The 26,076-nt window shown below is 49.7% G+C and carries 19 protein-coding genes, 4 tRNA genes, 4 rRNA genes and 1 pseudogene; 11 read left to right on the plus strand and 17 right to left on the minus strand.

Annotated features, from left to right (window positions below):
- The first annotated feature begins 184 nt into the window (after positions 1–184).
- From dsbD to GE278_19215, 6 genes are all read left to right on the plus strand, one after another.
- Positions 185–1,915 carry a protein-disulfide reductase DsbD gene (gene dsbD / locus GE278_19190; protein ID QLK62750.1) on the plus strand — a complete coding sequence of 577 codons (1,731 nt, stop codon included), beginning with the start codon at positions 185–187 and terminating at the stop codon, positions 1,913–1,915.
- Positions 1,916–1,975: 60 nt separating this feature from the next.
- Positions 1,976–2,551 (plus strand): transcriptional regulator, encoded by a 576-nt coding sequence (locus GE278_19195; GenBank protein ID QLK62751.1) that lies wholly within the window; start codon positions 1,976–1,978, stop codon positions 2,549–2,551.
- Between the two features lie 129 nt (positions 2,552–2,680).
- Positions 2,681–2,756, plus strand: a tRNA-Phe gene (locus GE278_19200).
- Between the two features lie 447 nt (positions 2,757–3,203).
- Complete coding sequence (locus GE278_19205; protein QLK62752.1) at positions 3,204–3,503, plus strand: hypothetical protein; 300 nt, start codon at positions 3,204–3,206, stop codon at positions 3,501–3,503.
- Between the two features lie 32 nt (positions 3,504–3,535).
- Positions 3,536–4,432, plus strand: a complete 897-nt coding sequence (locus GE278_19210) for a CadC family transcriptional regulator (protein ID QLK62753.1) — start codon at positions 3,536–3,538, stop codon at positions 4,430–4,432.
- Positions 4,433–4,571: 139 nt separating this feature from the next.
- Entirely contained in the window at positions 4,572–4,976 is a 405-nt protein-coding gene (locus GE278_19215; GenBank protein ID QLK63351.1) for a hypothetical protein, read from the plus strand.
- Positions 4,977–4,997: 21 nt separating this feature from the next.
- Here the strand turns inward: GE278_19215 and GE278_19220 are convergent, their stop codons facing one another.
- The 5 genes from GE278_19220 to GE278_19240 form a co-directional block, all read right to left on the minus strand.
- Positions 4,998–5,270, minus strand: a complete 273-nt coding sequence (locus GE278_19220) for a helix-turn-helix domain-containing protein (GenBank protein ID QLK62754.1) — start codon at positions 5,268–5,270, stop codon at positions 4,998–5,000.
- A 26-nt stretch (positions 5,271–5,296) separates the two neighbouring features.
- Positions 5,297–6,268 carry a fimbrial protein gene (locus GE278_19225; GenBank protein QLK62755.1) on the minus strand — a complete coding sequence of 324 codons (972 nt, stop codon included), beginning with the start codon at positions 6,266–6,268 and terminating at the stop codon, positions 5,297–5,299.
- Positions 6,269–6,322: 54 nt separating this feature from the next.
- Positions 6,323–7,060, minus strand: a complete 738-nt coding sequence (locus tag GE278_19230) for a fimbria/pilus periplasmic chaperone (GenBank protein ID QLK62756.1) — start codon at positions 7,058–7,060, stop codon at positions 6,323–6,325.
- 51 nt (positions 7,061–7,111) lie between these two features.
- Positions 7,112–9,613, minus strand: a complete 2,502-nt coding sequence (locus GE278_19235) for a fimbria/pilus outer membrane usher protein (GenBank protein QLK62757.1) — start codon at positions 9,611–9,613, stop codon at positions 7,112–7,114.
- A 95-nt stretch (positions 9,614–9,708) separates the two neighbouring features.
- Positions 9,709–10,293, minus strand: coding sequence for a fimbrial protein (locus tag GE278_19240; GenBank protein ID QLK62758.1), 585 nt, complete (start codon positions 10,291–10,293; stop codon positions 9,709–9,711).
- Between the two features lie 687 nt (positions 10,294–10,980).
- On the opposite strand from GE278_19240, the gene acs reads away from it, so the two are divergent.
- The 4 genes and pseudogenes from acs to GE278_19260 all read left to right on the plus strand — a co-directional run bounded on the left by acs (position 10,981) and on the right by GE278_19260 (position 15,596).
- Positions 10,981–12,942, plus strand: a complete 1,962-nt coding sequence (gene acs / locus GE278_19245; protein ID QLK62759.1) for an acetate--CoA ligase — start codon at positions 10,981–10,983, stop codon at positions 12,940–12,942.
- 54 nt (positions 12,943–12,996) lie between these two features.
- Positions 12,997–13,308: a DUF485 domain-containing protein gene (locus tag GE278_19250; GenBank protein QLK62760.1), complete on the plus strand. Its 312-nt coding sequence runs from the start codon at positions 12,997–12,999 to the stop codon at positions 13,306–13,308.
- Positions 13,305–14,969 (plus strand): cation/acetate symporter ActP, encoded by a 1,665-nt coding sequence (actP, locus tag GE278_19255; GenBank protein QLK62761.1) that lies wholly within the window; start codon positions 13,305–13,307, stop codon positions 14,967–14,969. Before GE278_19250 ends, actP begins: the two co-directional genes overlap by 4 nt.
- 255 nt (positions 14,970–15,224) lie before the next feature.
- Positions 15,225–15,596 (plus strand): annotated as a pseudogene (locus GE278_19260) (transposase).
- Between the two features lie 104 nt (positions 15,597–15,700).
- Here GE278_19260 and rrf (GE278_19265) read toward each other — a convergent pair.
- From rrf (GE278_19265) to GE278_19295, 7 genes are all read right to left on the minus strand, one after another.
- Positions 15,701–15,816 (minus strand): 5S ribosomal RNA (gene rrf, locus GE278_19265).
- 37 nt (positions 15,817–15,853) lie between these two features.
- Positions 15,854–15,929, minus strand: a tRNA-Thr gene (locus GE278_19270).
- A gap of 50 nt (positions 15,930–15,979) precedes the next feature.
- Positions 15,980–16,095 (minus strand): 5S ribosomal RNA (gene rrf / locus GE278_19275).
- 117 nt (positions 16,096–16,212) lie between these two features.
- Positions 16,213–19,148, minus strand: a 23S ribosomal RNA gene (locus GE278_19280).
- A 205-nt stretch (positions 19,149–19,353) separates the two neighbouring features.
- A tRNA-Ala gene (locus GE278_19285) sits at positions 19,354–19,429 on the minus strand.
- 138 nt (positions 19,430–19,567) lie between these two features.
- Positions 19,568–19,644, minus strand: a tRNA-Ile gene (locus GE278_19290).
- A gap of 64 nt (positions 19,645–19,708) precedes the next feature.
- Positions 19,709–21,260, minus strand: a 16S ribosomal RNA gene (locus GE278_19295).
- The 16S, 23S and 5S rRNA genes sit together here with 3 tRNA genes alongside, the layout of an rRNA operon.
- 523 nt (positions 21,261–21,783) lie before the next feature.
- Between GE278_19295 and GE278_19300 the strand changes: the two genes are divergently transcribed.
- Positions 21,784–22,326: a gamma carbonic anhydrase family protein gene (locus tag GE278_19300; GenBank protein ID QLK62762.1), complete on the plus strand. Its 543-nt coding sequence runs from the start codon at positions 21,784–21,786 to the stop codon at positions 22,324–22,326.
- A 52-nt stretch (positions 22,327–22,378) separates the two neighbouring features.
- Here the strand turns inward: GE278_19300 and aroE are convergent, their stop codons facing one another.
- The 5 genes from aroE to dprA are packed head-to-tail and all read right to left on the minus strand — an operon-like array spanning position 22,379 to position 25,971.
- On the minus strand, positions 22,379–23,197 hold the full coding sequence (gene aroE, locus GE278_19305) for a shikimate dehydrogenase (protein QLK62763.1): 819 nt from the start codon (positions 23,195–23,197) through the stop codon (positions 22,379–22,381).
- A 12-nt stretch (positions 23,198–23,209) separates the two neighbouring features.
- Positions 23,210–23,779, minus strand: a complete 570-nt coding sequence (tsaC, locus tag GE278_19310; GenBank protein ID QLK62764.1) for an L-threonylcarbamoyladenylate synthase type 1 TsaC — start codon at positions 23,777–23,779, stop codon at positions 23,210–23,212.
- Entirely contained in the window at positions 23,772–24,332 is a 561-nt protein-coding gene (locus tag GE278_19315) for a hypothetical protein (GenBank protein ID QLK62765.1), read from the minus strand. Before GE278_19315 ends, tsaC begins: the two co-directional genes overlap by 8 nt.
- 24 nt (positions 24,333–24,356) lie before the next feature.
- A complete protein-coding gene (locus GE278_19320) occupies positions 24,357–24,830 on the minus strand; it encodes a DUF494 family protein (GenBank protein QLK62766.1) in 474 nt (157 codons plus the stop codon).
- A complete protein-coding gene (gene dprA, locus GE278_19325; GenBank protein ID QLK62767.1) occupies positions 24,802–25,971 on the minus strand; it encodes a DNA-protecting protein DprA in 1,170 nt (389 codons plus the stop codon). The genes GE278_19320 and dprA overlap by 29 nt, the downstream gene beginning before the upstream one ends.
- Between the last annotated feature and the right edge of the window lie 105 nt (positions 25,972–26,076).

The following is a 26,076-nucleotide window of genomic DNA, read 5'->3' on the forward strand; positions in this document are numbered from 1 at the left end:
CCCCGTAATATCAGCCTTCTCTCTTACTGACTTTTGTAAAAGTCCCGCAAGACATTCTGTGCAACGATTACGCAGGGTATACTCACAATTCCTTAACGCGTTACGGCATGAAGCCGTCCGCATCTTCTGTCGAACCACTTAGCGGCTGTCTGCTTTCGCCGCGACAAAGAGATGTAAACTCCGCATGGATCACCGAATTCTCCGTATTTTCTTCGTGCTGTTCGGCTTGTGCCTGTTACCGCTGCAGGCTCAGGCATCGCTCTTTAGCCAACTCGCTGCGCCGCAGTTTGTCCCTGTCGATCAGGCGTTCAGCTTTGATTTCCAGCAGCAGGGACATGACCTCAAACTGAACTGGCAAATCCGCGACGGCTATTATCTTTATCGTAGCAAAATCGAGCTGGAACCTAAGAATGCCGAACTTGCCGCGTTCTTCCTGCCAAAGGGCCGCGAACATCACGATGAGTTTTTCGGCGACAGCGAAGTCTACGAAAATGCCCTGCGTATCACCGTTCCACTGCGTCAGGCTGGCAGCAATGCCACGGTGCGCGTGACCTATCAGGGCTGCGCCGCAGCCGGTTTCTGTTATCCGCCGGAAACCCGCGAAGTGCCTCTCAGCACTGTGACAGACTCACCAGCGGCAGCTCCTGTTCCTGCGCAAATTGCCTCTGTGGACGCCACGCCCGTCCCACAAAGTACACAGCTCCCCTTCTCGCCGCTGTGGGCGCTGCTGATTGGTATCGGCATTGCGTTTACCCCCTGCGTATTGCCGATGTACCCGCTGATTTCCGGCATCATTCTTGGCCGTCAGCGACCGCACAGCATAAAGCGCATTTTCCTGCTGTCGCTGGTGTATGTGCAGGGCATGGCGCTGACCTACACCCTTCTTGGCATAATCGTGGCGGCCGCCGGTTTGCAATTTCAGGCGGCGCTGCAAAGTCCCTGGGTGTTGATCGTTCTGTCGGTGATGTTCATCGCGCTGGCTCTTTCGATGTTTGGCGCCTTCAGCCTGCAGCTTCCCTCTTCGGTTCAGACCCGTCTGGCGCTGTGGAGTAATGAACAAAAAGGTGGATCGCTTCCGGGTGTATTTATTATGGGCGCGCTGGCCGGGCTGATTTGCTCTCCCTGCACCACTGCACCTCTGAGCGCCATTCTGCTGTACATCGCCCAGAGTGGTAATCTGCTGGCCGGTGCCGGTACACTGTATCTGTATGCGTTGGGTATGGGCATCCCGCTGATGATCGTGACGATGTTCGGCAATAAACTGCTGCCGCGTAGCGGGCCATGGATGAGCAACGTCAAAGAAGGGTTCGGCTTTGTCATTCTGGCGTTGCCGGTGTTCCTGCTGGAACGCGTGACGGGCGATGTCTGGGGGCTACGTTTGTGGAGTCTTCTGGGCATCGCGTTCTTCGGCTGGGCTTTACTGCTGAGCCTGAAAAGTCAGCGCGGAGTGGTCAGGATTTTGCAGCTGATTTTCCTCGCAGCGGTGCTGGTGGTAAGCCGTCCATTGCAGGACTGGGCATTTGCACCGGTTGTAAATAACGCTGCACCACAACATGCGCTGAGCTTCCAGAAGATCCACAACATCGATGAATTGAACGCAGCACTGACGGGCGCTCAGAACAAACGCGTAATGCTCGATTTGTACGCCGACTGGTGTGTCGCCTGTAAAGAGTTCGAAAAATACACCTTCTCAACGCCAGAGGTGCAGAATGAACTGGCCAATACTTTGCTGCTTCAGGCAGACGTCACCAAAAATTCGCCAGAGCAAAAGGCGTTATTAAAGCGCCTCGAAGTCCTGGGATTACCGACGATTATCTTCTTTGGCCCTGACGGCAAAGAGTTACCCCAGTCGCGGGTGACCGGATTTATGGATGCAGCAGCATTTACCGCGCATTTGCAGAAAGCCCGTCATTAAACGACACTGGTTTTTGAATAACGCGATTTTTTGAATAACGCGAACTGTGAGGAGGCAAACGTGCTACGCGAACAAGTTCTTGATCAAACCTTAAATATCCTGGAACAACGTGGCCTTGCAACCATGTCACTGGAAAACGTCGCCGAACAAGTTGATGTTCCGCTAAATGAGTTGCGCCGCTTCTGGCCGGATGCAGAAGCACTGCTTTACGACAGTCTGCGTTATCACGGGGAACAAATCGATGTCTGGCGTCGGCAGCTGATGCTGGATGACTCCCTGAGCGCACCGCAGAAATTACTGGCACGCTACAAAGTGCTCGATGAGCAGGTTCGTCAGAAACGCTATCCGGGATGCCTGTTTATCGCGGCTTGCACATTTTTTCCAGACAGCGATATGCCAATCCATCAGTTGGCACAGCAGCAGAAACTGGCGTCTTATGAGTACACGCTGGCACTCCTGCAAGAAATGGGTTCCGATGACGCCGAAATGGTGGCTCAGCAAATGGAGCTGATCCTTGAGGGTTGCCTGAGCAAGCTGCTGGTCAAGCGCCAGCTAAACGACGTGGAAGTTGCACGCCGGTTGGCTGAAGACGTTTTGAATGTTGCACGCTGTCGCGAACACGGCGCGCTTTCCTGATTTTCTGAAGGGACAGACCGCTAATTTCATCGTTTTTGAATGAAAAGCCAGCAAACAAACGTGTTTTATGTGTTTTAGGTGACAAAGCCGTTGACGGCTCAGGCCCAATACGGTTTAATGCGCCCCGTTGCCCGGATAGCTCAGTCGGTAGAGCAAGGGATTGAAAATCCCTGTGTCCTTGGTTCGATTCCGAGTCCGGGCACCATATTTAGAAGAACCCGCCTATGGCGGGTTTTTTGCTTTCTGAGATAGGGACTCTCCATCGAACTTCGTTCGATGACTCGCCTTAACAGGCTCGCCCTGCGGGCCAACGGCAAAGCCGTTGTTCAAACGCCTGCGGCGTTAGTCCGGCCCGGACGCCCTATTTAAAGAAACCAGCCTAACAGCTGGTTTTTTGCTTTCTGGCATTTACAGAAATTTTGCCCCTCTTGCTCCCCTCTCGACGACCGCATTAATCGCTCAGACTTATCCTATAAAGCCATATTAAACCTACATTTGAACTGATACATTGCAGTTTGCACATTTCACATTGCACAAATTTATAGGATGTAAAATGCCCTCGATGCACGCCTGCGGTTATCTGGAAGAAAATCTTTTCTGGCGGAAAAAGCGTATGTGTTGAAAGCGTGTTCAAAGTTGGGAGATGTTGACAATGACTGCAACAACAGAAGCCACACCTCCACATCAGTTCGATGAAATTAATGTGCCAGTACCTGTCCCAAATCCTGATAATTCACTTACTACTAAAATTCCGTACATAATTTATATCGTTTTTCATCGCAAAAAATTGATAGAAATACATCAAAAAGTGAATACTTTGGTAAGGTCACGTGTAAACTATTCTTACAAACTCAATTTTATAAATAAACGATTTATACTGACTATTAATATTTTAGTATATAAAGGTAAAATTATTGCCAACGCAATTGAACGTATTTACCTGATGCAGTGAAAACTCAGGATGTTCGAGACAGGGAGATAGGGATGCAAATGATTTATCTGATTGAAAATCAAATAATCTTTAATCCGGAGGATAACTCACTTTCATTACCAGGCGACACTGAAAGTAAGATCACGGTATCTAATCCTGCGCGGAGAATATTATCACTACTTATTGAGCAGCATGGCACCGTTGTGCAACGTGAAACATTCTTTAAAAAAGTATGGGACGATTATGGGTTGACAGCCAGTAATAATAACCTCAATCATTGCATCAGTAAATTGCGTAAAGTGGTTTCTACACTGGGATATACCGGCGAATTCATCATCACTGTGCCTAAAGTCGGTTTTATCATTAAGAAAGAAACGGATGTTACGGCACCGTTCGAGCTGAACGTTGCTCGGGAGAAAACTGCACCGCTTGCGGTAGAAACTAACGCGTCCCCGGAAATCACGCCGTCTGAACTCCCGCGCACCGAACCTCAGGCAACGCCGGCAGATCTGCGTGAACTTGTAGAGCAGAGCGAGACATTTACTACTGCCACCGAAAAAATTAACTATAAGTATCCTTTTATTTTCACTACATTTTTTATGTTGTCATTTGCTGCCTGGGGACTTTATACGCTGCACGGCGTGATGACCGATCCTAAAGCCAGACTGCAGGTCAGTAAAATCGGCGGCTGCGACCTGTATTCTACTGCACCGGTGTCGATATCCAGAAAACAGGAGTTTATACAGCTGGCTCAGAATTTTATCCTGAAAAATAAAATGACGTGCACACCGGGGAATATATTCTTATTTCAAAGCGAGAAATTTACCACGCCAATTAACACGGGTTCTGTCCGTGATTTTATGGCGCAATGCAGCACCAATGACTCTCACAAAATTAACATTTGCATCAGTTATTATGCGAATGACAGGACAACGCATGATAAGTTTTAGAACATGGCCATCACCCGGCGTGAAAAGCACCTCATTGATACTATTAATGGCAGTGGCTTTACTGGCAGCAAATTTATACGGGGCATCAGTAAAAAATAATAAGATTGCCTTCCCCGTCAATACATCATGCAGAGGAAATATGATTGTGGAATCGACTTACGATAATGAGAGAGCCAGGCTGACTAGTTCGTTTTATTTCAGTTTCCTTGATAATAATAAAATCCTGTTCTCTCTTAGCGGAACAGGGTATTTATATGACAACTCAGGCAAGGTCATCGAACGAAAAACCCTACTGCGAAACATCTATTTTGATTATGTACATGAGGGAAAATCTACCGATACCTACTCTCTCACCAGCACGCAAATAAATATCGACAGCGTAGATAATATGGACTGGAGAATGTCATCCCTTTTATTGATGAACAGTTTTTTTCTGACCGGCCATACGGACACGCTGGTCCTCAAAAAATACGATGAAAACACGATGTTAATTGAGAGTAATCAGTCCCCGATTATGATGTGCGTGTTCAAAAGTGAGATCTGAAATCGCATCCTTGCGTACTGGTTATTTGTAATACAGATAGAGACCAAAACCGCAGGCCTGCGCATAGCGGGCCAGCGTATTAAAACTGGCCTGAGCCGGGCGCTTCTCAAGGCGAGTGATCGCCGGAGGCGTCACTCCGAGGCGTCTGGCAAGTTCGGTTTTACTCAGTCCGGCATCCTCCCGGATAGTCTGCAACATGGCATGGATTTGCGTTTCGGCGATAAGCTCCGGCGCCTGTGCGGAGTAAATCGGTTCTTCCAGCGCCTGAGCGCGTAATTTAGCCGTTCTTAGCATGTCGTTCTCCCTGTTCTGAAATGAGGTCAGTAATAATTAATCTTGACGATTACTGACGCATCAAACTGTCCAAGTGAAAGTGTTTTCCCCGGTATTGCGCTGAGTTTGGCAGTGAAATTTTTGGTGACTTCATTGACGTTATTTAGCTCAGCAAAGTTTTCATATTTATTGAAGGTAATCGCTTGTTCTTTATCGTTGTAAAGCATCAGCTTCGCGCCGTTCGACAGATCGATAGCGGTGTTATCCAGCAACGGGCTGGTCGTCGAAAATTCGGCCTGCAACGAGAAGTTGTCCAGACACCCCTGTTTAACCGCCTTGATAGCAAAAGGCAGGGAAATGCCCGAAGAACGTGAAAGTGTGGTGCTTTGAATTGCGCCAAAATCGACAATCTGCGATTCCGGATACACCTTTAAATCCGAGCCGCAGGCCAGAAAGCGAATGCCCTGTAGTCCCGACAGGTTGTATTTGAGATTTTTCGCCCCCGGTGATTTGTTTATCCCTCTGCTGCCGTCGAGCTGGAATACGGTGAACTGATCCGCCCCCTGGTAGTGTCCGCTGGAAGGAGCGTTGCCGCTGACCTTGATATACAGACGGAAGGTCACATTGACCGTCACATTCTGCCCTTTTCGGATCGGTGTACTGTTCGTGCTAAGACGCTGTTCGTTCTGCTCGAGATCTTGCCCGTTGTAGCTGACACCCAGCAGCAATCCCTCGCCAATCGACTGGGACTTCGGGTTGAAGTAGAAATGAACAACGTCTACGATCGAACCGAGGACGTTATCGCAGTAAGCCGTAACGTTGATATCGTTCGATTCCCAGACTTTGGTACCGACGGGCACATTTGCCGGGATCGCCAACTGCCCCACCGGAATAGCCGGTTTATCCACGATGCCAGTGCCTTTCTCCACGCAGTCCAGCGCCAGTGCGCCACGGGAAAAGAGGAAAAGAAGGATGAACATCATCATCCGCCAACACGTTGCTTTAAAAACTTCAGGCATAACTATCCCCTACCTTTCAGGTAAACCGGTTAATATAGAGAGTTCGCGCTGACGTTATTTAATGGCATCCTTGCTGATGCGCTGACATTGTACGGCTGAACATGTGTACTGATTGATCTGTAAGCCACCGTAGTCGTCCATGTAACCCAGGCTGTAGAGCGTGCTGATGTATTGGCTACCCGTAAGCGATTGTGTGGCAAAAGGTGCGAGCATTACGCTATCGAAACCGGGCACATTGCCTTTATTGTCTTTTCCCAGATAACCCACTGTGATGTAAAACGGCGTCGGATTGGTCAGTTTTAGCCCGTCACTCAGACGGCTTACCTGAAGTTGCTCCTGCCAGTTCCCCTTTACCAGCTTGCGTAATTCCACAGGACGAAAGAATAGCTTCACCCGGCTTTGAATCGCCACCTGCATGACGTTCGCCATATCGCTCTTTGGTGGCACTTCACGCACATTGAAATAAAACAGAGACTCACGGTCTTTGGGCAACGCGGCAGTTTCCGGTAGCTGAAGGATGCGGATCTGGCTCTTCTGACCGGCATCGATACGCTGCATCGGTGGCAGTGCGACCAGCGGAGAACTGATTTTTTCACCCTGCGCATTCTCCAGCCAAACCTGCGCCAGATACGGCAAATCCTTGCTCTGGTTTTCCAGCATCACGCTGACCGATTTATCACTGGCGTTGTAAATGATGCGCGTGCGGTCAAGGTTCACGGCGGCGAGCACCGGTTGGATCATTCCGGCAATCATGAGTAATGCGCCACTGAGTCGTAATATCGGGTTGTTCATCCGGTCATTCCTTTCCTGATTGGTTCTGATTTCATGCTGTTGTCTGCACGCTTACGTGCAAGGTAATAACATCTGGCCACTTTGGCTTGCGGGCTGCGACGGCACCTGAATGCGGCACTGGTTTTCGTCTCCCCACCTTACAGTCAGTGATTTCTCACCAGACACACCGGCCAGATAGGCCAGCCCGCCGTCGCCGATCAGCCCCGCTTCAAAACCGGAACTGTTGTCGGTAACAGAGGCCCCTAGTGGTGGATAACTGCCATCGGCCAGACGGATCACCGCCATCAAACGTTCACCTTTAATCGCGCGTATTTTGCGAAAGCCTATCGCACCTTCGGTGAGCGTCTTGCTGACCACCGAGCTATAGACTTCCACGTCGTCCGGCAAATGGTTGACGTCTACTCGGATATCCGAGGTCTGGTAGCTTGAGACGCCATTTACTACCGCAATCCCATAATCGTTAGTGACTGATGCGCCGTCGCTTATCGGAATACCTTTCACACCGGTAGAGACCATCATTCGCGGTTCACTGCCTGCACTGCTTTGATGTAATGCCGCGCCTGCGGCCGTCGCCGTCAGCGAGCCATACCAGTTGGCACTTACAGAACGGTAATCGTTGTTCTTCACGCTGCCATTCACGCCAAATTGTCCGTACGGTGACATGTGCTGATAGTTTGCGCGAAAAACGCCGTCGCCTTTTTGCAGGTCAGGGCTGCCACCACCCGCACCAACACGCCAGCTGTTATTGGGGTCCTGGCTGTTGTAATACGAAGCGGTTTGCGAGAAGCCTCCCTGCGAATCCTTTTGTGCGTCGTAACTGATTTGTTGCCCTGACGACAGCGGCAGGCTGAACGACAGGAACATCTGGTTTTCATCCGTATCACGGTATTTCAGCTTGCTGGCGGAGAAGGTGCCGGAGATGCCGGTAAACTTCCCGATGTCGAAAATCTTGCTCACGGACACGGTGTAATTATTGCTAGGGTCCTGATTCCAGTAGACCTTGTGCGTGGCCGACAGATAGAGGGTGATCGCCGGCCATGGCAGATACTGGTTAGCCGTCACGGTGTAGGTTTGTTTATCGTCGCGGGAATAACCGTCGCCGTTGACCTTGTCGAGATACTGACTGAACGACATGAACGTTTTTTCCGTGAAACGATAACCGGCAAAAGTGATCTGGCTGCCCGTGGATTCAAACCGCTTGGAATAGTTTGCGCGGTAGCTGAACCCCGTTTGCTTTCCCGCCACCGGCACCGTGGCCGATGAACGCGTTACGTCGAAAGAGACCGCACCCAGTTTTTGCAGATTTTGACCAACGCCCAATGCCTGCGCCTGGTAGTTACCGGTAGTGGAAATCAGCCCGCCATAGAGCGAGAAATCATTCATTGCCCCCCAGGACATTTCCCCGCTGTAAAAACCCGGCTGTAAAACACGGTTGTTGCTGCCGGTCGTCGGTTTGCCCATCGCGGTCTTGAAACGTACCTGCCCTTTGCGGGTCAGAAAGGGAATTGTGGCGGTCGTGACCTGATATGTCGTCACGCTGCCGTTTTCTTCTTCAATCTTAACGTCCAGCGCGCCCTGCACGGCTTCGGTCAGGTCCTGAACCACAAATGGCCCCGGCGAGACGTTAGTCTGATAGATCACCCGGCCGTTTTGACTGATACTCACTTTTGCATTTGTTTTCGCAATCCCGGTTACCTGCGGCGCATAACCGCGCAGAGACGGTGGCAGCATCCGCTGATCGCTGTTGACGGACACACCGACAAAACGAAATGAATCAAAGATATCGGAGTTGAAATACGTCTGGCCACCGGTCAGACGCGCGCCGATAGAGGGCAATGCACGAAACAGATAGGTTTGCGTCCAGGTAAATTTATCGCTTGAAGGACTGCCTGACGTCCGTGCCGCGGAATACTGATAATCCGCACGTGCACGCCACGGCCCAAGATTGAACCCGGTCGTTCCGTAGCTGCTGAGGCTGGTCGAGCTGGCGCCTTGCTGAGGCATATATTTGCTGCCCAGCAGGTTGTAATCGAGCAACGCCCCATTCACGCCCTCATCCCACTGGGAGGGCGGCACCCAGTTCTCATCATGAAAGGTTAACCATGCCTGTGGAATGCTGATGTTCAGCGTTTGCTTTTCCTGATCGTAACGCGCAGTCACTTCTTTCTCCTGGTCCAGAGAAGTGCATCGGCCCTGATGCCAGAGCGTGAGTTTTTCGCGCGCCGCTTTGGTCAGATCGAATTTATCGACCAGAGAAGGCGGCAGACACAGGCGACTATTCTTAACGTCGTCTGTCGGGATGTATTTAATGAGGCTTTGATCGCCCAATGTACGGCCATTCAATACCACGTCTAAAAGGTATTCGCCGGGTGCGATATAATTAGCAGTCTGGAAACGTGAGAGATCGACATTATTGCGATCGGCAGAATCAATAAAGTTTACGTTGAACTCGACAGCGAAGCTTTCAACGGAAATAAAGCATCCTGAAAATAAGAAAATACACCATGTGGTAATTTTCTTTACTGCTGACGTTCCGCCCAAGACAAACAACATAATTACGCCACTTTTTTATTTTTATAGATCCAGCACGGAACCCCGATGCACCCGAAAAATAAAGGGGAGACAACTCCCCTTAATAAAAAAGCCGATTACTTATAGTTCAGAGCGTAAGTAGCCTGAGAAACAATAGTACCGGTTGAGACTGGCTGGGTATTGGATTCAACACGCGCCGCAAACACCAGCTCGTTGTTACCGGTGACCAGGTTGATGTCTTTAGAGGTATCACCTACTTTCAGCAAGTCGCCGTTCGAATCGATTAAACGAATGCCCGCACCTTTCGCGCTGCCGGTGTTAGCCAGCAATTCTGTTGCACTGCTGTCAGGTGTACCCGCAAATGAAACCGCTACTTTAGACATCGCCGGATATTCAACGGAGCCCGCAGTTTGCGCGGTCAGGTTACAATCTTGCAGATGAATGGTGTAGTTAACGTTTTGAGAATACTTATTGCCAGTTTCCAGTACTTTATTCGCGACCTGACCCATATCGACGTTAATGTCTTCATCGCCTGCAGCAATGGAACAAGGTGCATTAATAACGGTACCGGTGAAGTGAATACGGCCAGAACCTTGGTCGGTACCTGTAGGAGGAGTCCCGGTTGCGTCTTCGGCAAAGGCTGAAGCAGAAATAATGGCAGATAAAGCAATAATCAGTGTCTTGTTCTTAGCGTTAAACATAATGTGTCCTTGAGTTTTTAACGGTATTTATTAAGCCATGAGCTATTAAGCGATATTTTTGGCTGTACCGAAGAGAGCACCCCTCTCTTGCCAGATCAATATACTGATATTTACGTTTTAACGTTATAATAATTTGCATAATCCAAATATTAAGAACTTTACCCCATCATTAATATTTAAATCTCATCTTTATGAAGGGAAATTAACTTATAGGTAAAAATTATTAACATTAAATGTTACACCATGAATGAAAATCACTCCTATTTATGCACCGAATTAAGCTTTATTTAACCAAACAGTTACGTTTTCATTAAACTATTTTTACTTTTAAGCATTTACTGACACAATTCCGCTCCTCGAGATCAGAAAAACCCTTCCACAGCTCAAAAACATTTTGCCGTTGAAAGGTAGGATATTGGGTCCAGGATCATTTTCGTTATAAAACATCTTTCATTACCTGTTCAGTTAATTGAGGGAAAACATGCTTATTGTTTTGGCCCGTTAATTTGCCCGGAATTATCCTTTCTTCCACGAACTTATGTGGTATGCCCCGCAGCGATGTTGCAGATATCCTGCTGCTTTATGCCTGCTTGCGTGATCTGACACCCAAAAAGCAAACAAAGCCCTGACGCAAACTACACTTAACCTTTGATTGACATATCATTAACAAATCAAAGGAGAAAAATCATGAGCCATGTTTATAAGCACCCTATTCCTGCCTCTGTGGCAGAACGTACCCTGATCACACCTGAGAAATATCAACAGTACTATCAACAGTCTGTAGAGGACCCGGATAAATTTTGGGGGGAGCAGGCGAAAGTTCTCGACTGGATCAAACCTTTCACAAAAGTGAAGAACACCTCTTTTGCCCCCGGAAATATCGATATTCGTTGGTTTGAGGACGGCACTCTTAATCTCGCAGCCAACTGTCTGGATCGTCATTTGGCAGAAAAAGGCGACCAGACGGCATTAATATGGGAAGGAGATGATCCGAACGCCGAAAATCAGCATGTCACCTACAAACAACTTCATCATGACGTGTGTCAGTTTGCTAATGTGCTGAAAGGTCTGGGCGTGAAGAAGGGCGATGTGGTGGCCATTTATATGCCGATGGTACCGGAAGCGGCCGTGGCAATGCTGGCGTGTGCACGTATCGGTGCAGTGCATTCGGTAATATTTGCAGGTTTCTCTCCCGAAGCTGTGGCTGGACGTATTGTCGATTCCAACGCAAAAGTGGTAATCACTGCGGATGAAGGATTACGCGCAGGCAGAACCATTCCGCTGAAACAAAACGTCGATGACGCTCTGAAAAATCCTTCAGTGACCAGTGTCACTCATTCCATCATTTTCAAACGCACCGGTAAAAAGGGCGAATGGAAAGAAGGGCGAGATATCTGGTGGCATGATGCTATAAAAAACGTATCAGCAGATTGCCCTGCCGAAGAAATGAGTGCAGAAGACCCGTTATTCATCCTTTATACCTCAGGCTCAACTGGCAAACCTAAAGGCGTATTGCATACCACCGGCGGTTATCTCGTATATGCCGCCCTGACCTTCAAATATACCTTCGACTATCACGATGGTGACATCTACTGGTGTACTGCTGACGTCGGCTGGGTTACCGGCCATAGCTATTTGCTCTATGGCCCGCTGGCCTGTGGAGCGATCAGTCTGATGTTTGAAGGCGTACCGAATTACCCGACACCAGCACGCATGGCACAGGTTATTGATAAAAATAAAGTAAATATTCTTTATACCGCGCCAACCGCAATTCGTGCACTTATGGCCGAAGGGGATAAAGCCGTGAAGGGCACCAGCCGGGAATCACTACGGATTATGGGATCCGTGGGTGAGCCGATTAATCCTGAGGCCTGGGAGTGGTACTACAAAACCATCGGTAACAGTAAATGCCCGATCGTCGATACGTGGTGGCAAACTGAAACCGGCGGTTTCATGATCACGCCGCTGCCAGGCGCGACTGAACTTAAAGCCGGCTCAGCCACACGTCCTTTCTTCGGCGTACAACCCGCGCTGGTCGATAACGAAGGTGTACCTCAGGAAGGAGCCTGCGAAGGGAATCTGGTAATCATTGATTCATGGCCGGGTCAGGCGCGCACCCTGTTTGGCGATCATGAGCGTTTCGAGCAAACCTACTTCTCTACGTTTAAAAACATGTACTTCAGCGGTGATGGTGCTCGTCGTGATGAGGACGGTTACTACTGGATAACCGGTCGCGTAGATGATGTGCTAAATATTTCCGGCCACCGTTTGGGTACTGCAGAAATTGAATCTGCACTTGTTTCACATCCTAAAATCGCAGAAGCCGCAGTAGTGGGCATCCCGCACAGCATCAAAGGACAGGCGATTTACGCCTACATTACCCTCAATCACGGCGAAGAACCGTCTCCGGAACTCTATACCGAAGTCAGAAATTGGGTACGTAAAGAGATAGGTTCTATTGCGACACCTGACATTCTTCACTGGACCGATTCACTACCTAAAACCCGTTCCGGCAAAATTATGCGACGCATTCTGCGCAAAATTGCCGCCGGGGACACAAGCAATTTGGGAGATACCTCTACGCTGGCGGATCCTGGTGTAGTAGAAAAATTGTTGGAAGAAAAACAATCAATGAAAGTGCCGTCGTAATTTTCACCGCCCTGGCGCGGTGAACTCTATCAATGCCTCAAAGGAGTCACTGAGATGAATGATCTCATTTATCAGAGAGTTGTAAACAATCCGCGCTTCAGGGAATTAGTGCAAAAACGCAGCCGCTTTGCCTGGTTGCTTTCAGGTATCACATTGGCGATGTATGTCGCCTTCATCTTACTGATCGCATTCGACCCACAATGGCTGGGTACCCCGCTGTATGAAGGTGCCACTATCACCCGAGGGATCCCGGTCGGTGTCGGATTGATCGTGATTTCCTTCGTACTCACTGGTATCTATGTCATCCGCGCTAATGGTGAGTTTGACCGGCTTACCGCCGATATCATTCGTGAGGTACAGCCATGATTGCGCGCCGCGGTTCCCTGCTTCTGATGCTTTCCATGGTTTTCCCTTTCAGCGTTTTCGCAGCAGAAGGTATTGCCGGAGAAGTGAAACAGCAGCCTCTGAATATTGAAGCCATCGTAATGTTCGTTCTTTTCGTGGGTGCAACGCTTTACATTACGTATTGGGCATCCAAGCGAACCCGCTCCCGTCAGGATTATTACACAGCGGGTGGAAAGATTACCGGGCTGCAAAACGGTATGGCTATCGCGGGGGATTTCATGTCTGCCGCGTCTTTCCTCGGGATCTCCGCACTGGTTTATACGTCAGGTTATGACGGCCTGATTTATTCCATTGGTTTCCTGATTGGCTGGCCAATCATTTTATTCCTGATCGCCGAGCGTCTTCGCAATCTTGGCAAGTACACCTTTGCTGATGTGGCATCTTACCGGCTTAAGCAGAAACCTATCCGTATGCTATCCGCCTGCGGCTCGCTGGTTGTCGTCGCACTGTATTTGATCGCCCAGATGGTCGGTGCGGGTAAGCTGATTCAGCTGCTGTTCGGCCTGAACTATCATGTAGCGGTCGTGCTGGTAGGGATCCTGATGGTGATGTATGTCCTGTTCGGCGGCATGTTAGCCACGACGTGGGTGCAAATCATCAAAGCTATTCTGCTGTTGGCCGGCGCGACATTTATGGCCGTGATGGTCATGAAATCCGTTAACTTTAACTTCAACACACTGTTCATTCAGGCAGTGGCATCTCATCCTAAAGGTATCGCGATCATGAGCCCTGGAGGGTTAGTATCCGACCCTATATCGGCACTGTCTCTGGGCCTGGCATTGATGTTCGGTACTGCCGGGCTGCCACACATCCTGATGCGATTTTTCACCGTTAACGATGCCAAAGAAGCCCGAAAAAGCGTGTTCTATGCAACTGGATTTATTGGTTATTTTTACATTCTGACCTTCATCATTGGCTTTGGTGCGATAGTACTGGTGGGCTCTAACCCGGCCTTCAAAGATGCAAGCGGCATCCTGCTGGGTGGTAACAATATGGCAGCAGTGCATTTGGCTGATGCCGTCGGTGGCAGTTTCTTCCTTGGTTTCATCTCTGCCGTCGCGTTCGCTACTATCCTAGCCGTCGTGGCCGGATTAACTCTGGCGGGAGCATCAGCGGTGTCGCATGATCTTTATGCCAGTGTAATAAAAGATGGAAAAGCCACAGAGCGCGATGAGCTGCGTGTATCAAAGATCACGGTTATCATTCTCGGGATTGTGGCTATCGGGTTGGGTATTTTGTTTGAAAAACAGAATATTGCTTTCATGGTCGGTTTGGCCTTCTCAATCGCAGCGAGCTGTAACTTCCCGATCATTATTTTGTCGATGTATTGGGCAAAGTTGACGACGCGCGGCGCAATGATTGGCGGCTGGCTCGGGTTGCTGACGGCTGTGATCCTGATGATCCTGGGACCAACCATTTGGGTGCAGATTCTGGGACATGCAAAACCAATCTATCCATATGAATATCCGGCACTGTTCTCCATGATCGTTGCTTTTGTAGGCACATGGTTCTTTTCAATTACCGATCACTCGCTTGAAGGACAGAAGGAGAGAGAACGCTTTTATCCACAGTTCGTACGTTCGCAGACTGGCATTGGGATTTCGCAAAGCTCTAATCACTGAGCTATTGAACGCTCAGATAGCTGAAATGCAAAAGGCCAGCGAAAGCTGGCCTTTTCTTTTATGCGTGACCCGTCCTAAATAACGTTGACACATTTAACTCGCTGAATCAGAAGTCAAAGCTCAGTGTTTGAAGCGGTAGTGAAGGTAATGAACACGGAGTTCGGAGCCACTCTGACAAAAAGCAGTTGGCCACATTACCACGCAAGCACAAGCGCCGGGACTCACATTAACGGGCGCGTGCCGGTTCATGGGAATTACCATGTGAATGAGAGTCTCCATATGCATCATGTTGTGAGGGCATTTAAGATGGCGTTGGATAACAGGCGCACAAACTCACCGCTGGTACATCACTCGGATCGCGGGATCCAGTATTGCTCTGCAAAATATCAGAAATTACATGAACGACATGGTGTCATCTGCTCAATGACACATGGATATGACTGTTATCAGAATGCATTGGCAGAACGCATAAATGGGATTTTAAAAATTGAATATCTGCTCGTTAAGCTGGAAGATATCGTGCAGGTAAGAAAGGTGGTTAGGGGGTCGGTGGAAATTTACAACACCCAGCGTCCTCATTTGTCATTAAAATACAAAATGCCCGATGAAGTTCATCGGGTGTTTTAAGACTAAAAGTGTAAATCTATATCAGGACTAGTCATAGATATTTACTCATATCTCACATAGCAAAAAGCCCTGTACGTCAGTACAGGGCTTTCTACTTATTTGATGCCTGGCAGTTCCCTACTCTCGCATGGGGAGACCCCACACTACCATCGGCGCTACGGCGTTTCACTTCTGAGTTCGGCATGGGGTCAGGTGGGACCACCGCGCTACTGCCGCCAGGCAAATTCTGTTAATTTACCGAACTCTACGCTTATTACTGGTGCTGATACCCAGAGTCGAACTGGGGACCTCACCCTTACCAAGGGTGCGCTCTACCAACTGAGCCATATCAGCACGCTTATTCTTATAACAGTCTGCTTAAGAGCAGACTTTACTAATTTGATGCCTGGCAGTTCCCTACTCTCGCATGGGGAGACCCCACACTACCATCGGCGCTACGGCGTTTCACTTCTGAGTTCGGCATGGGGTCAGGTGGGACCACCGCGCTACTGCCGCCAGGCAAATTCTGTTTCATCCATACCGCATTGTGCTATACACACCCCGCCGTACGAACCAATCTCGGAACATTCGCTGAAAATCTACTTCTCCACGCTCGCGCGCAGCTGAGTCTCTCTAAAAACACCTTTGGTGTTGTAAGGTTAAGCCTCTCGGGTCATTAGTACTGGTTAGCTCAATGCATCGCTGCACTTACACACCCAGCCTATCAACGTCTTAGTCTTAAACGTCCCTTCAGGTGGCTTAAAGCCACAGGGAAGACTCATCTCGAGGCAAGTTTCGCGCTTAGATGCTTTCAGCGCTTATCTTTTCCGCATTTAGCTACCGGGCAATGCCATTGGCATGACAACCCGAACACCAGTGATGCGTCCACTCCGGTCCTCTCGTACTAGGAGCAGCCCCTCTCAATCTTCCAACGCCCACGGCAGATAGGGACCGAACTGTCTCACGACGTTCTAAACCCAGCTCGCGTACCACTTTAAACGGCGAACAGCCGTACCCTTGGGACCTACTTCAGCCCCAGGATGTGATGAGCCGACATCGAGGTGCCAAACACCGCCGTCGATATGAACTCTTGGGCGGTATCAGCCTGTTATCCCCGGAGTACCTTTTATCCGTTGAGCGATGGCCCTTCCATTCAGAACCACCGGATCACTATGACCTACTTTCGTACCTGCTCGAGCCGTCACTCTCGCAGTCAAGCTAGCTTATGCCATTGCACTAACCTCACGATGTCCGACCGTGATTAGCTAACCTTCGTGCTCCTCCGTTACTCTTTAGGAGGAGACCGCCCCAGTCAAACTACCCACCAGACACTGTCCTCACCCCGGATTACGGGGCCGAGTTAGAACATCAAACATTAAAGGGTGGTATTTCAAGGTTGGCTCCACGCAGACTGGCGTCCACGCTTCAAAGCCTCCCACCTATCCTACACATCAAGGCTCAATGTTCAGTGTCAAGCTATAGTAAAGGTTCACGGGGTCTTTCCGTCTTGCCGCGGGTACACTGCATCTTCACAGCGAGTTCAATTTCACTGAGTCTCGGGTGGAGACAGCCTGGCCATCATTACGCCATTCGTGCAGGTCGGAACTTACCCGACAAGGAATTTCGCTACCTTAGGACCGTTATAGTTACGGCCGCCGTTTACCGGGGCTTCGATCAAGAGCTTCGCATTGCTGCTAACCCCATCAATTAACCTTCCGGCACCGGGCAGGCGTCACACCGTATACGTCCACTTTCGTGTTTGCACAGTGCTGTGTTTTTATTAAACAGTTGCAGCCAGCTGGTATCTGCGACTGGCTTCGGCTCCGAGAGCAAGTCTCTTCACCTACGTGCCAGCGTGCCTTCTCCCGAAGTTACGGCACCATTTTGCCTAGTTCCTTCACCCGAGTTCTCTCAAGCGCCTGAGTATTCTCTACCTGACCACCTGTGTCGGTTTGGGGTACGATTTCGTGTTACCTGGAGCTTAGAGGCTTTTCCTGGAAGCATGGCATCAACTACTTCACCACCGTAGTGGCTCGTTATCACGCCTCAGGGTTAATATGCAACCGGATTTACCAAGTCACACCCCCTACACGCTTGAACCGGGACAACCGTCGCCCGGCTAGCCTAGCCTTCTCCGTCCCCCCTTCGCAGTAACACCAAGTGCTGGAATATTAACCAGCTTCCCATCGACTACGCTTTTCAGCCTCGCCTTAGGGGTCGACTCACCCTGCCCCGATTAACGTTGGACAGGAACCCTTGGTCTTCCGGCGTGCGGGTTTTTCACCCGCATTATCGTTACTTATGTCAGCATTCGCACTTCTGATACCTCCAGCAACCCTCACAGGTCACCTTCGACGGCTTACAGAACGCTCCCCTACCCAACAACGCCTAAGCGTCGCTGCCGCAGCTTCGGTGCATGGTTTAGCCCCGTTACATCTTCCGCGCAGGCCGACTCGACCAGTGAGCTATTACGCTTTCTTTAAATGATGGCTGCTTCTAAGCCAACATCCTGGCTGTCTATGCCTTCCCACATCGTTTCCCACTTAACCATGACTTTGGGACCTTAGCTGGCGGTCTGGGTTGTTTCCCTCTTCACGACGGACGTTAGCACCCGCCGTGTGTCTCCCGTGATAACATTCTTCGGTATTCGGAGTTTGCATCGAGTTGGTAAGCCGGGATGGCCCCCTAGTCGAAACAGTGCTCTACCCCCGAAGATGAGTTCACGAGGCGCTACCTAAATAGCTTTCGGGGAGAACCAGCTATCTCCCGGTTTGATTGGCCTTTCACCCCCAGCCACAAGTCATCCGCTAATTTTTCAACATTAGTCGGTTCGGTCCTCCAGTTAGTGTTACCCAACCTTCAACCTGCCCATGGCTAGATCACCGGGTTTCGGGTCTATACCTTGCAACTTGACGCCCAGTTAAGACTCGGTTTCCCTACGGCTCCCCTATTCGGTTAACCTTGCTACAAAATATAAGTCGCTGACCCATTATACAAAAGGTACGCAGTCACCCAACAAAGTAGGCTCCCACTGCTTGTACGTACACGGTTTCAGGTTCTATTTCACTCCCCTCGCCGGGGTTCTTTTCGCCTTTCCCTCACGGTACTGGTTCACTATCGGTCAGTCAGGAGTATTTAGCCTTGGAGGATGGTCCCCCCATATTCAGACAGGATGTCACGTGTCCCGCCCTACTCATCGAACTCACAACAAGTGCATTTTTGTGTACGGGACTATCACCCTATACTGTGCGACTTTCCAGACGCTTCCACTAATGCACAAACTGATTCAGGTTCTGGGCTCTTCCCCGTTCGCTCGCCGCTACTGGGGGAATCTCGGTTGATTTCTTTTCCTCGGGGTACTTAGATGTTTCAGTTCCCCCGGTTCGCCTTGCATGGCTATGTATTCACCATGCAATAGTGTGTCGAAACACACTGGGTTTCCCCATTCGGGTATCGTCGGTTATAACGGTTCATATCACCTTACCGACGCTTTTCGCAGATTAGCACGCCCTTCATCGCCTCTGACTGCCTAGGCATCCACCGTGTACGCTTAGTCGCTTAACCTCACAACCCGAAGGTGTCTTAAAGACATCATCGCGCTGCGATTATTTGAGAGACTCTATTACAGACAAAAGCACCACTCAGTACTTCTACGGAGAGTGATGTTCAGCTGTAATCTTTCAATTTTCAGCTTGTTCCAGATTGTTAAAGAGCAAAATACTTCGCAGCATACTGTTACCAATATACTCTGAAGTATTATTTAAAGGCTGTACGGTAATGGTGGAGCTAAGCGGGATCGAACCGCTGACCTCCTGCGTGCAAGGCAGGCGCTCTCCCAGCTGAGCTATAGCCCCATACAGTCACTTACAGATACCCTTATCTACTAACACATCAAGAGGATGAGTTAGCCAATTTGTTCTCAGGCAAGGCGGAGTCATACGACGTTTGCGCGTGCAAACGAGTCGTGGCGACAACGCAGCATGAGGACGAATTGGTAGGCCTGAGTGGACTTGAACCACCGACCTCACCCTTATCAGGGGTGCGCTCTAACCACCTGAGCTACAAGCCTATAAAGGTATTTCTGCTCGTTACTTTTTCATCAGACAATCTGTGTGGACACTGCACAATGCGTATCTTTAGGTAAGGAGGTGATCCAACCGCAGGTTCCCCTACGGTTACCTTGTTACGACTTCACCCCAGTCATGAATCACAAAGTGGTAAGCGCCCTCCCGAAGGTTAAGCTACCTACTTCTTTTGCAACCCACTCCCATGGTGTGACGGGCGGTGTGTACAAGGCCCGGGAACGTATTCACCGTAGCATTCTGATCTACGATTACTAGCGATTCCGACTTCATGGAGTCGAGTTGCAGACTCCAATCCGGACTACGACATACTTTATGAGGTCCGCTTGCTCTCGCGAGTTTGCTTCTCTTTGTATATGCCATTGTAGCACGTGTGTAGCCCTACTCGTAAGGGCCATGATGACTTGACGTCATCCCCACCTTCCTCCGGTTTATCACCGGCAGTCTCCTTTGAGTTCCCGACATGACTCGCTGGCAACAAAGGATAAGGGTTGCGCTCGTTGCGGGACTTAACCCAACATTTCACAACACGAGCTGACGACAGCCATGCAGCACCTGTCTCACGGTTCCCGAAGGCACTAAGCTATCTCTAGCGAATTCCGTGGATGTCAAGAGTAGGTAAGGTTCTTCGCGTTGCATCGAATTAAACCACATGCTCCACCGCTTGTGCGGGCCCCCGTCAATTCATTTGAGTTTTAACCTTGCGGCCGTACTCCCCAGGCGGTCGACTTAACGCGTTAGCTCCGGAAGCCACGCCTCAAGGGCACAACCTCCAAGTCGACATCGTTTACAGCGTGGACTACCAGGGTATCTAATCCTGTTTGCTCCCCACGCTTTCGCACCTGAGCGTCAGTCTTTGTCCAGGGGGCCGCCTTCGCCACCGGTATTCCTCCAGATCTCTACGCATTTCACCGCTACACCTGGAATTCTACCCCCCTCTACAAGACTCTAGCTTGCCAGTTTCAAATGCAGTTCCCAAGTTAAGCTCGGGGATTTCACATCTGACTTAACAAACCGCCTGCGTGCGCTTTACGCCCAGTAATTCCGATTAACGCTTGCACCCTCCGTATTACCGCGGCTGCTGGCACGGAGTTAGCCGGTGCTTCTTCTGCGAGTAACGTCAATCGCTGCAGCTATTAACTACAGCGCCTTCCTCCTCGCTGAAAGTGCTTTACAACCCTAAGGCCTTCTTCACACACGCGGCATGGCTGCATCAGGCTTGCGCCCATTGTGCAATATTCCCCACTGCTGCCTCCCGTAGGAGTCTGGACCGTGTCTCAGTTCCAGTGTGGCTGGTCATCCTCTCAGACCAGCTAGGGATCGTCGCCTAGGTGAGCCATTACCCCACCTACTAGCTAATCCCATCTGGGCACATCCGATGGCGTGAGGCCCGAAGGTCCCCCACTTTGCTCTTGCGAGGTCATGCGGTATTAGCTACCGTTTCCAGTAGTTATCCCCCTCCATCAGGCAGTTTCCCAGACATTACTCACCCGTCCGCCGCTCGTCACCCAGAGAGCAAGCTCTCCCGTGCTACCGCTCGACTTGCATGTGTTAGGCCTGCCGCCAGCGTTCAATCTGAGCCATGATCAAACTCTTCAATTAAAAGTTCGATTTGCTTAAACACGTTAAGCGGTGCTCAAAGATTACTTCGTAATAATTCAACTAAATGAATTACTGCTTGGTCACTCTAAGACTTGATATTTTTTTGCCACCGAGGTGGCTGATATCGTCTTGTGAGTGCCCACACAGATTGTCTGATAAATTGTTAAAGAGCAGTGAGTTACGCGCTTTCGCTTGGCAACTCGAGGTGGCGTATATTACGCTTTCCTCATTCAGTGTCAACCGTTTATTTCGCCGGATGCCGCTGTTTTTAATCTTTCCGACCCGGTTACTTCGTGATGTTGTTCACGTTGTTCCCTGTCGATGGAGCGGCATTATAGGGATCCGAATTTTTTGCACAAGCATTAATTTCGAATAAAAGGATCGACTGCGTGTTTTTCCACCCCTTCGTGGAGATCTCACCCGATCCGCGGGTTTTAACACCAATCTTGCTGCCGACGAATTGGTATTTCATCTCACCCGAACTATATTGCCAGTGTTGAAAATCAATTATGAGGTACTTACTTATGTCTCAGGCTTTACGTGCATATCAGGGATTAATGCCAACTCTGGGAGAGAAGGTCATGATTGACCCTTCCAGTGTTGTCATTGGAGATGTCGCTCTTGCGGACGATGTCAGTATCTGGCCCTTAGTTGTTATTCGTGGTGATGTGAATCATGTCGTTATTGGCTGTCGAACCAATGTGCAGGATGGAAGCGTGCTACATGTCACCCACCAGTCGCGTCACAACCCGGAAGGCCATCCTCTTATTATTGGTGAAGATGTGACAGTCGGGCACAAAGCTATGCTGCATGGATGTACGATTGGAAGCCGTGTTCTGGTGGGAATGGGATCTATATTGCTGGATGGGGCGATCATTGAAGATGACGTTATGATTGGGGCGGGAAGTCTGGTGCCTCCCGGCAAACGCCTCGAAAGTGGTTATCTCTATTTAGGTAGCCCTGTGAAACAGATTCGGGAACTGACGACTGAAGAACTGGCAGGATTAACTTACTCTTCTAATAACTATGTTACCTGGAAAGATGTGTATCTTGCAGAAGAGCAATAAGAACACATTCAGGAACCTGAAGGGTCAATTAAGCCCTCTTCAGGTTCCATTATCAGCCCAGTAAATCTTTTTGCAATTGTGCCAGCACGGGTTCAATGTCAGGCATAACGCCGTGCCATAGCTGGAATGCATGGGCAGCCTGACCCACCAGCATCCCCAATCCATCCGCATACTCGGTTACGCCGTTCTTTTGAGCCCAATCTATAAAAGGTGTTGGCCCAGCTTGATAGTACATGTCGTAGATACGGGTCTGCGGCGTTAGGACTTCTTTCGGGATCGGCGGGATCTCGCCTTTAATACCTGAGGCTGTGGCATTAATGATCAGATTGAAAGATTCAGTTGCCAGCTCATTTAGAGCAATGGCCTGGATCTCCCCTCTGCTTTCAAAGATGTGACTTAAATGCTGCGCCCGTTCAAACGTACGGTTAGTGACAACGACAGAACAACCATAAGACAGTAAAGGAAGGATAACCCCCCGGGCAGCCCCGCCAGCCCCCACCAGCAAAACCCGATCGCTACTGCGGATAAGATTCAGACGTTGGAGATCACTTAACATCCCGATGCCATCGGTGTTATCACCAAGCAGGCGACCGTCTTCCAGCTTCTTCAAGGTATTCACCGCGCCAGAAAGTGCCGCGCGATCGGTGAGTTCATCGGACTCGGCAAAAGCACGCTCTTTAAAAGGCACGGTAATATTTGCGCCACGAGCGCCACCGTGAAAAAAGGATTTCAATGTTTCTTCAAAACCTTCGTGTGGCGCCAGCACCGTACCATAAGTATGCTCTACCCCTGTCTGTCTGGCGAAGAGGGCGTGGATCCGTGGGGATTTGCTATGACTGATGGGATTCCCAAATACCGCATAAGTTGGCATGACCTTTGTTCCTTAGCCTTGGCGTATAAGGTTGCCGGTGAGAGCATCCCGAATTTCTGATGGATTTTCTCTTCCGCCGACTTTACCTGCCAGGACGGGGAAATCCTGTCCAAATTGCTGGCTGACTTCTTCTGCGACACGACAAGGCGGCTGCCCGTTGAGGTTGGCGCTGGTCGATACCAGCGGCTTGCCAAATTTCTGGCAAAGCTCTTTCACTAAGGAATGATCAGTAACGCGCACGGCGAGCGAAGAAAAACGCCCGGTCAGCCAGTCCGGCGTGGACGCCTTGGCTGGCATTACCCAGGTTACCGGTCCCGGCCAGGAGGAATGTATCGTCTGACGTTGTTGTTCGGTCAGAGACGAGTCATCTATATATGGCAGGAGTTGCTCATAATTATCCGCAATGAGAATCAGCCCTTTGTCTTTAGGGCGTTTTTTCAGCGCCAGCAGTGCTTCAACTGCCCTTTCACTGTCCGGATCACATCCAAGGCCAAATACCGCCTCTGTTGGATATGCAATCACTTGCTGCTTCTGCAATGCTTCAAGCACCATGCTCAATGAGCCATTTACTTCTTTATTCATTTTTTTGATTATCTTTCGTTTCTACGGCTTCGCCGCATAATTTGCTGGCACAAAATAACTTAATACCTTGCGCGGTTTTCTTTTCCATTAGCAACGGGTAATGGCATTGTGCACATTCACCTGCAACGGGTTTATTATTGATAGCAAACTGGCAATCAGGATAGCGATCGCACGCATGAAAGACTTTACCAAAACGAGACTTACGTTGTAACAGATGACCTTTGCCACACTGCGGACAACTCAGGCTCGTTTCTTCGGGTTTGTCGATCACTTCAATATGATCACATTCTGGATACTGGCTACAGCCTATAAACATCCCATAACGTCCCTGACGCAAGACAAGTGTCGATTCACATTTAGGGCAGAACTGGCCGTCCAAAACCTTAACGATATGTCCGTCTGCCTGAGCTTTTAGCGGGCGAATATACTGACAGTCTGGATAAGAAGAACAACTGAGAAAAGGGCCGTGGCGACCACTACGGATCACCAGACCGGCCCCGCATTCCGGACAGGATTCATTTTGCTTCTCAGCAAAAATTGCTGCTTTTGTCATACGCTATGTTTTACCCGTTATCCCTTAATGCAGATAACCTTCATTAACTTCAAATAACAGCTCTTCCATTTGCTGATATGCACTTTCATATCCGGGAATATTAAAGAGAACCATCAGCACTACCCACTTGAGATCTTCAAGATCGAACTCTTCAGTGTCCAGAGCCATAACACGATCGATTACCATCTCCCTGGTATCGAAATTCAAAACTTTGATCTGTTCAAGGAACAATAAGAAACCACGACATGTGCAATCTAACCGGTTCGTTTCCTCATCGGTGTAGACACGTAATGCTGAAGGATCGGAATCCAGCATGTAAGATGGGGTACCACCCTCCTGCATATCCGCAAGTTTTTCAAGCCAATTCAGCGCATTGTGAATGTCAGCCCGGTGGAAACCAGCCTCGGTCAAGTCATCCGTTAACCTATCCTCGTCAACATTCATCTCCGCTTCGTTGTGAATGTAAGTTTCAAATAAGTACATTAGTACGTCGAACATGGCCTGCCCTCTTAATTCGGACATAGCCGCCGGGTACAGCTGCGATCCATCCTGCTAACTCCAGTTCGAGTAGTTTACCTACCACTTCTGGCACAGGTTGGCCGGCACGTTCGGCGACGACGTCAACAGATGTCACCTCATATTCTACGTTAGCCAACACATCAGCAAATGGCAATTCAACTTCGTCATCTTGCGCACAAAAAATCGCCTCAGAAGGATAAATTTTCTCATTCGCTGGAGTTTGGTCGACTGGTGATGTCGTGATGGCTGGAAACCACGTCAGCCCGCTGCCAATATGCTCGGCGATATCGTTGGGTTCTGTGACCAGATACGCCCCCTGCCGAATAAGCCAGTGCGTTCCTTCAGACGTCTGACTCCCCAGCGGCCCGGGCAAAGCAAAGACTTCTCTTCCCTGCTCCAGCGCATAACGAGCCGTGATTAGCGATCCGCTTCGCAATGTTGCTTCAACCACAAGAACGCCGGCACTCAGGCCACTGATAATTCGATTACGACGTGGGAAGTTGGCTGCGATGGGAGGCATCGTCACTAAATGCTCAGAAACTAATGCGCCGCCCTGTTCAAGAATACGATCTGCGAGCGCCGAGTGATGCGGTGGATAGCGATTAATTAATCCACTTCCCAGCACGGCAATGGTTTTTCCCCCTGCGTCGAGCGCCGCTCTATGGCTGATACCATCAATACCCATGGCCAGGCCACTGGTGACAGTGAAGCCGCTGCTGACCAATCCGCCCGCAAAAACCTGTGCATATTGCTCGCCGTAGTGGGTGAAATGGCGGCTCCCGACCATAGCTAGCTGCGGTGAAAACAATAATTCAGGTTTCCCTTCGAGAAACAAAACCAAGGGAGGTGACGATATCTGTGCGAGCAGAGGAGGATAGAACTGACTGTTATACGTCACGAGATGACAGTTATCTCGTTCCAGCCATTTCATAGATGCGGAGATCCATTGCGCATTGAGCTTTAGAAAATCCGTAATCTGCTCTGGCAAAAGCCCACAACTAAATAACTCAGACTCCACATAATCTCCCTGGCGAAAGAGAGCCTGCATGATTCCTTCTGCGCGATGGGCATCGAGGCGTTTAACCGCCGACAAACGAATCCATACTTCCTGTAATGTCATAATTCCGCTCCGGTCAATGCCTTCCAATGACTGATTCAATTGGCACACGATGCTGTCAATCGGAGCTGAAAATGTCTAGAATAGAGTCTATATATCTTCAATCAT

Source organism: Enterobacteriaceae bacterium Kacie_13, from assembly GCA_013457415.1.
Taxonomy (GTDB): domain Bacteria; phylum Pseudomonadota; class Gammaproteobacteria; order Enterobacterales; family Enterobacteriaceae; genus Rahnella.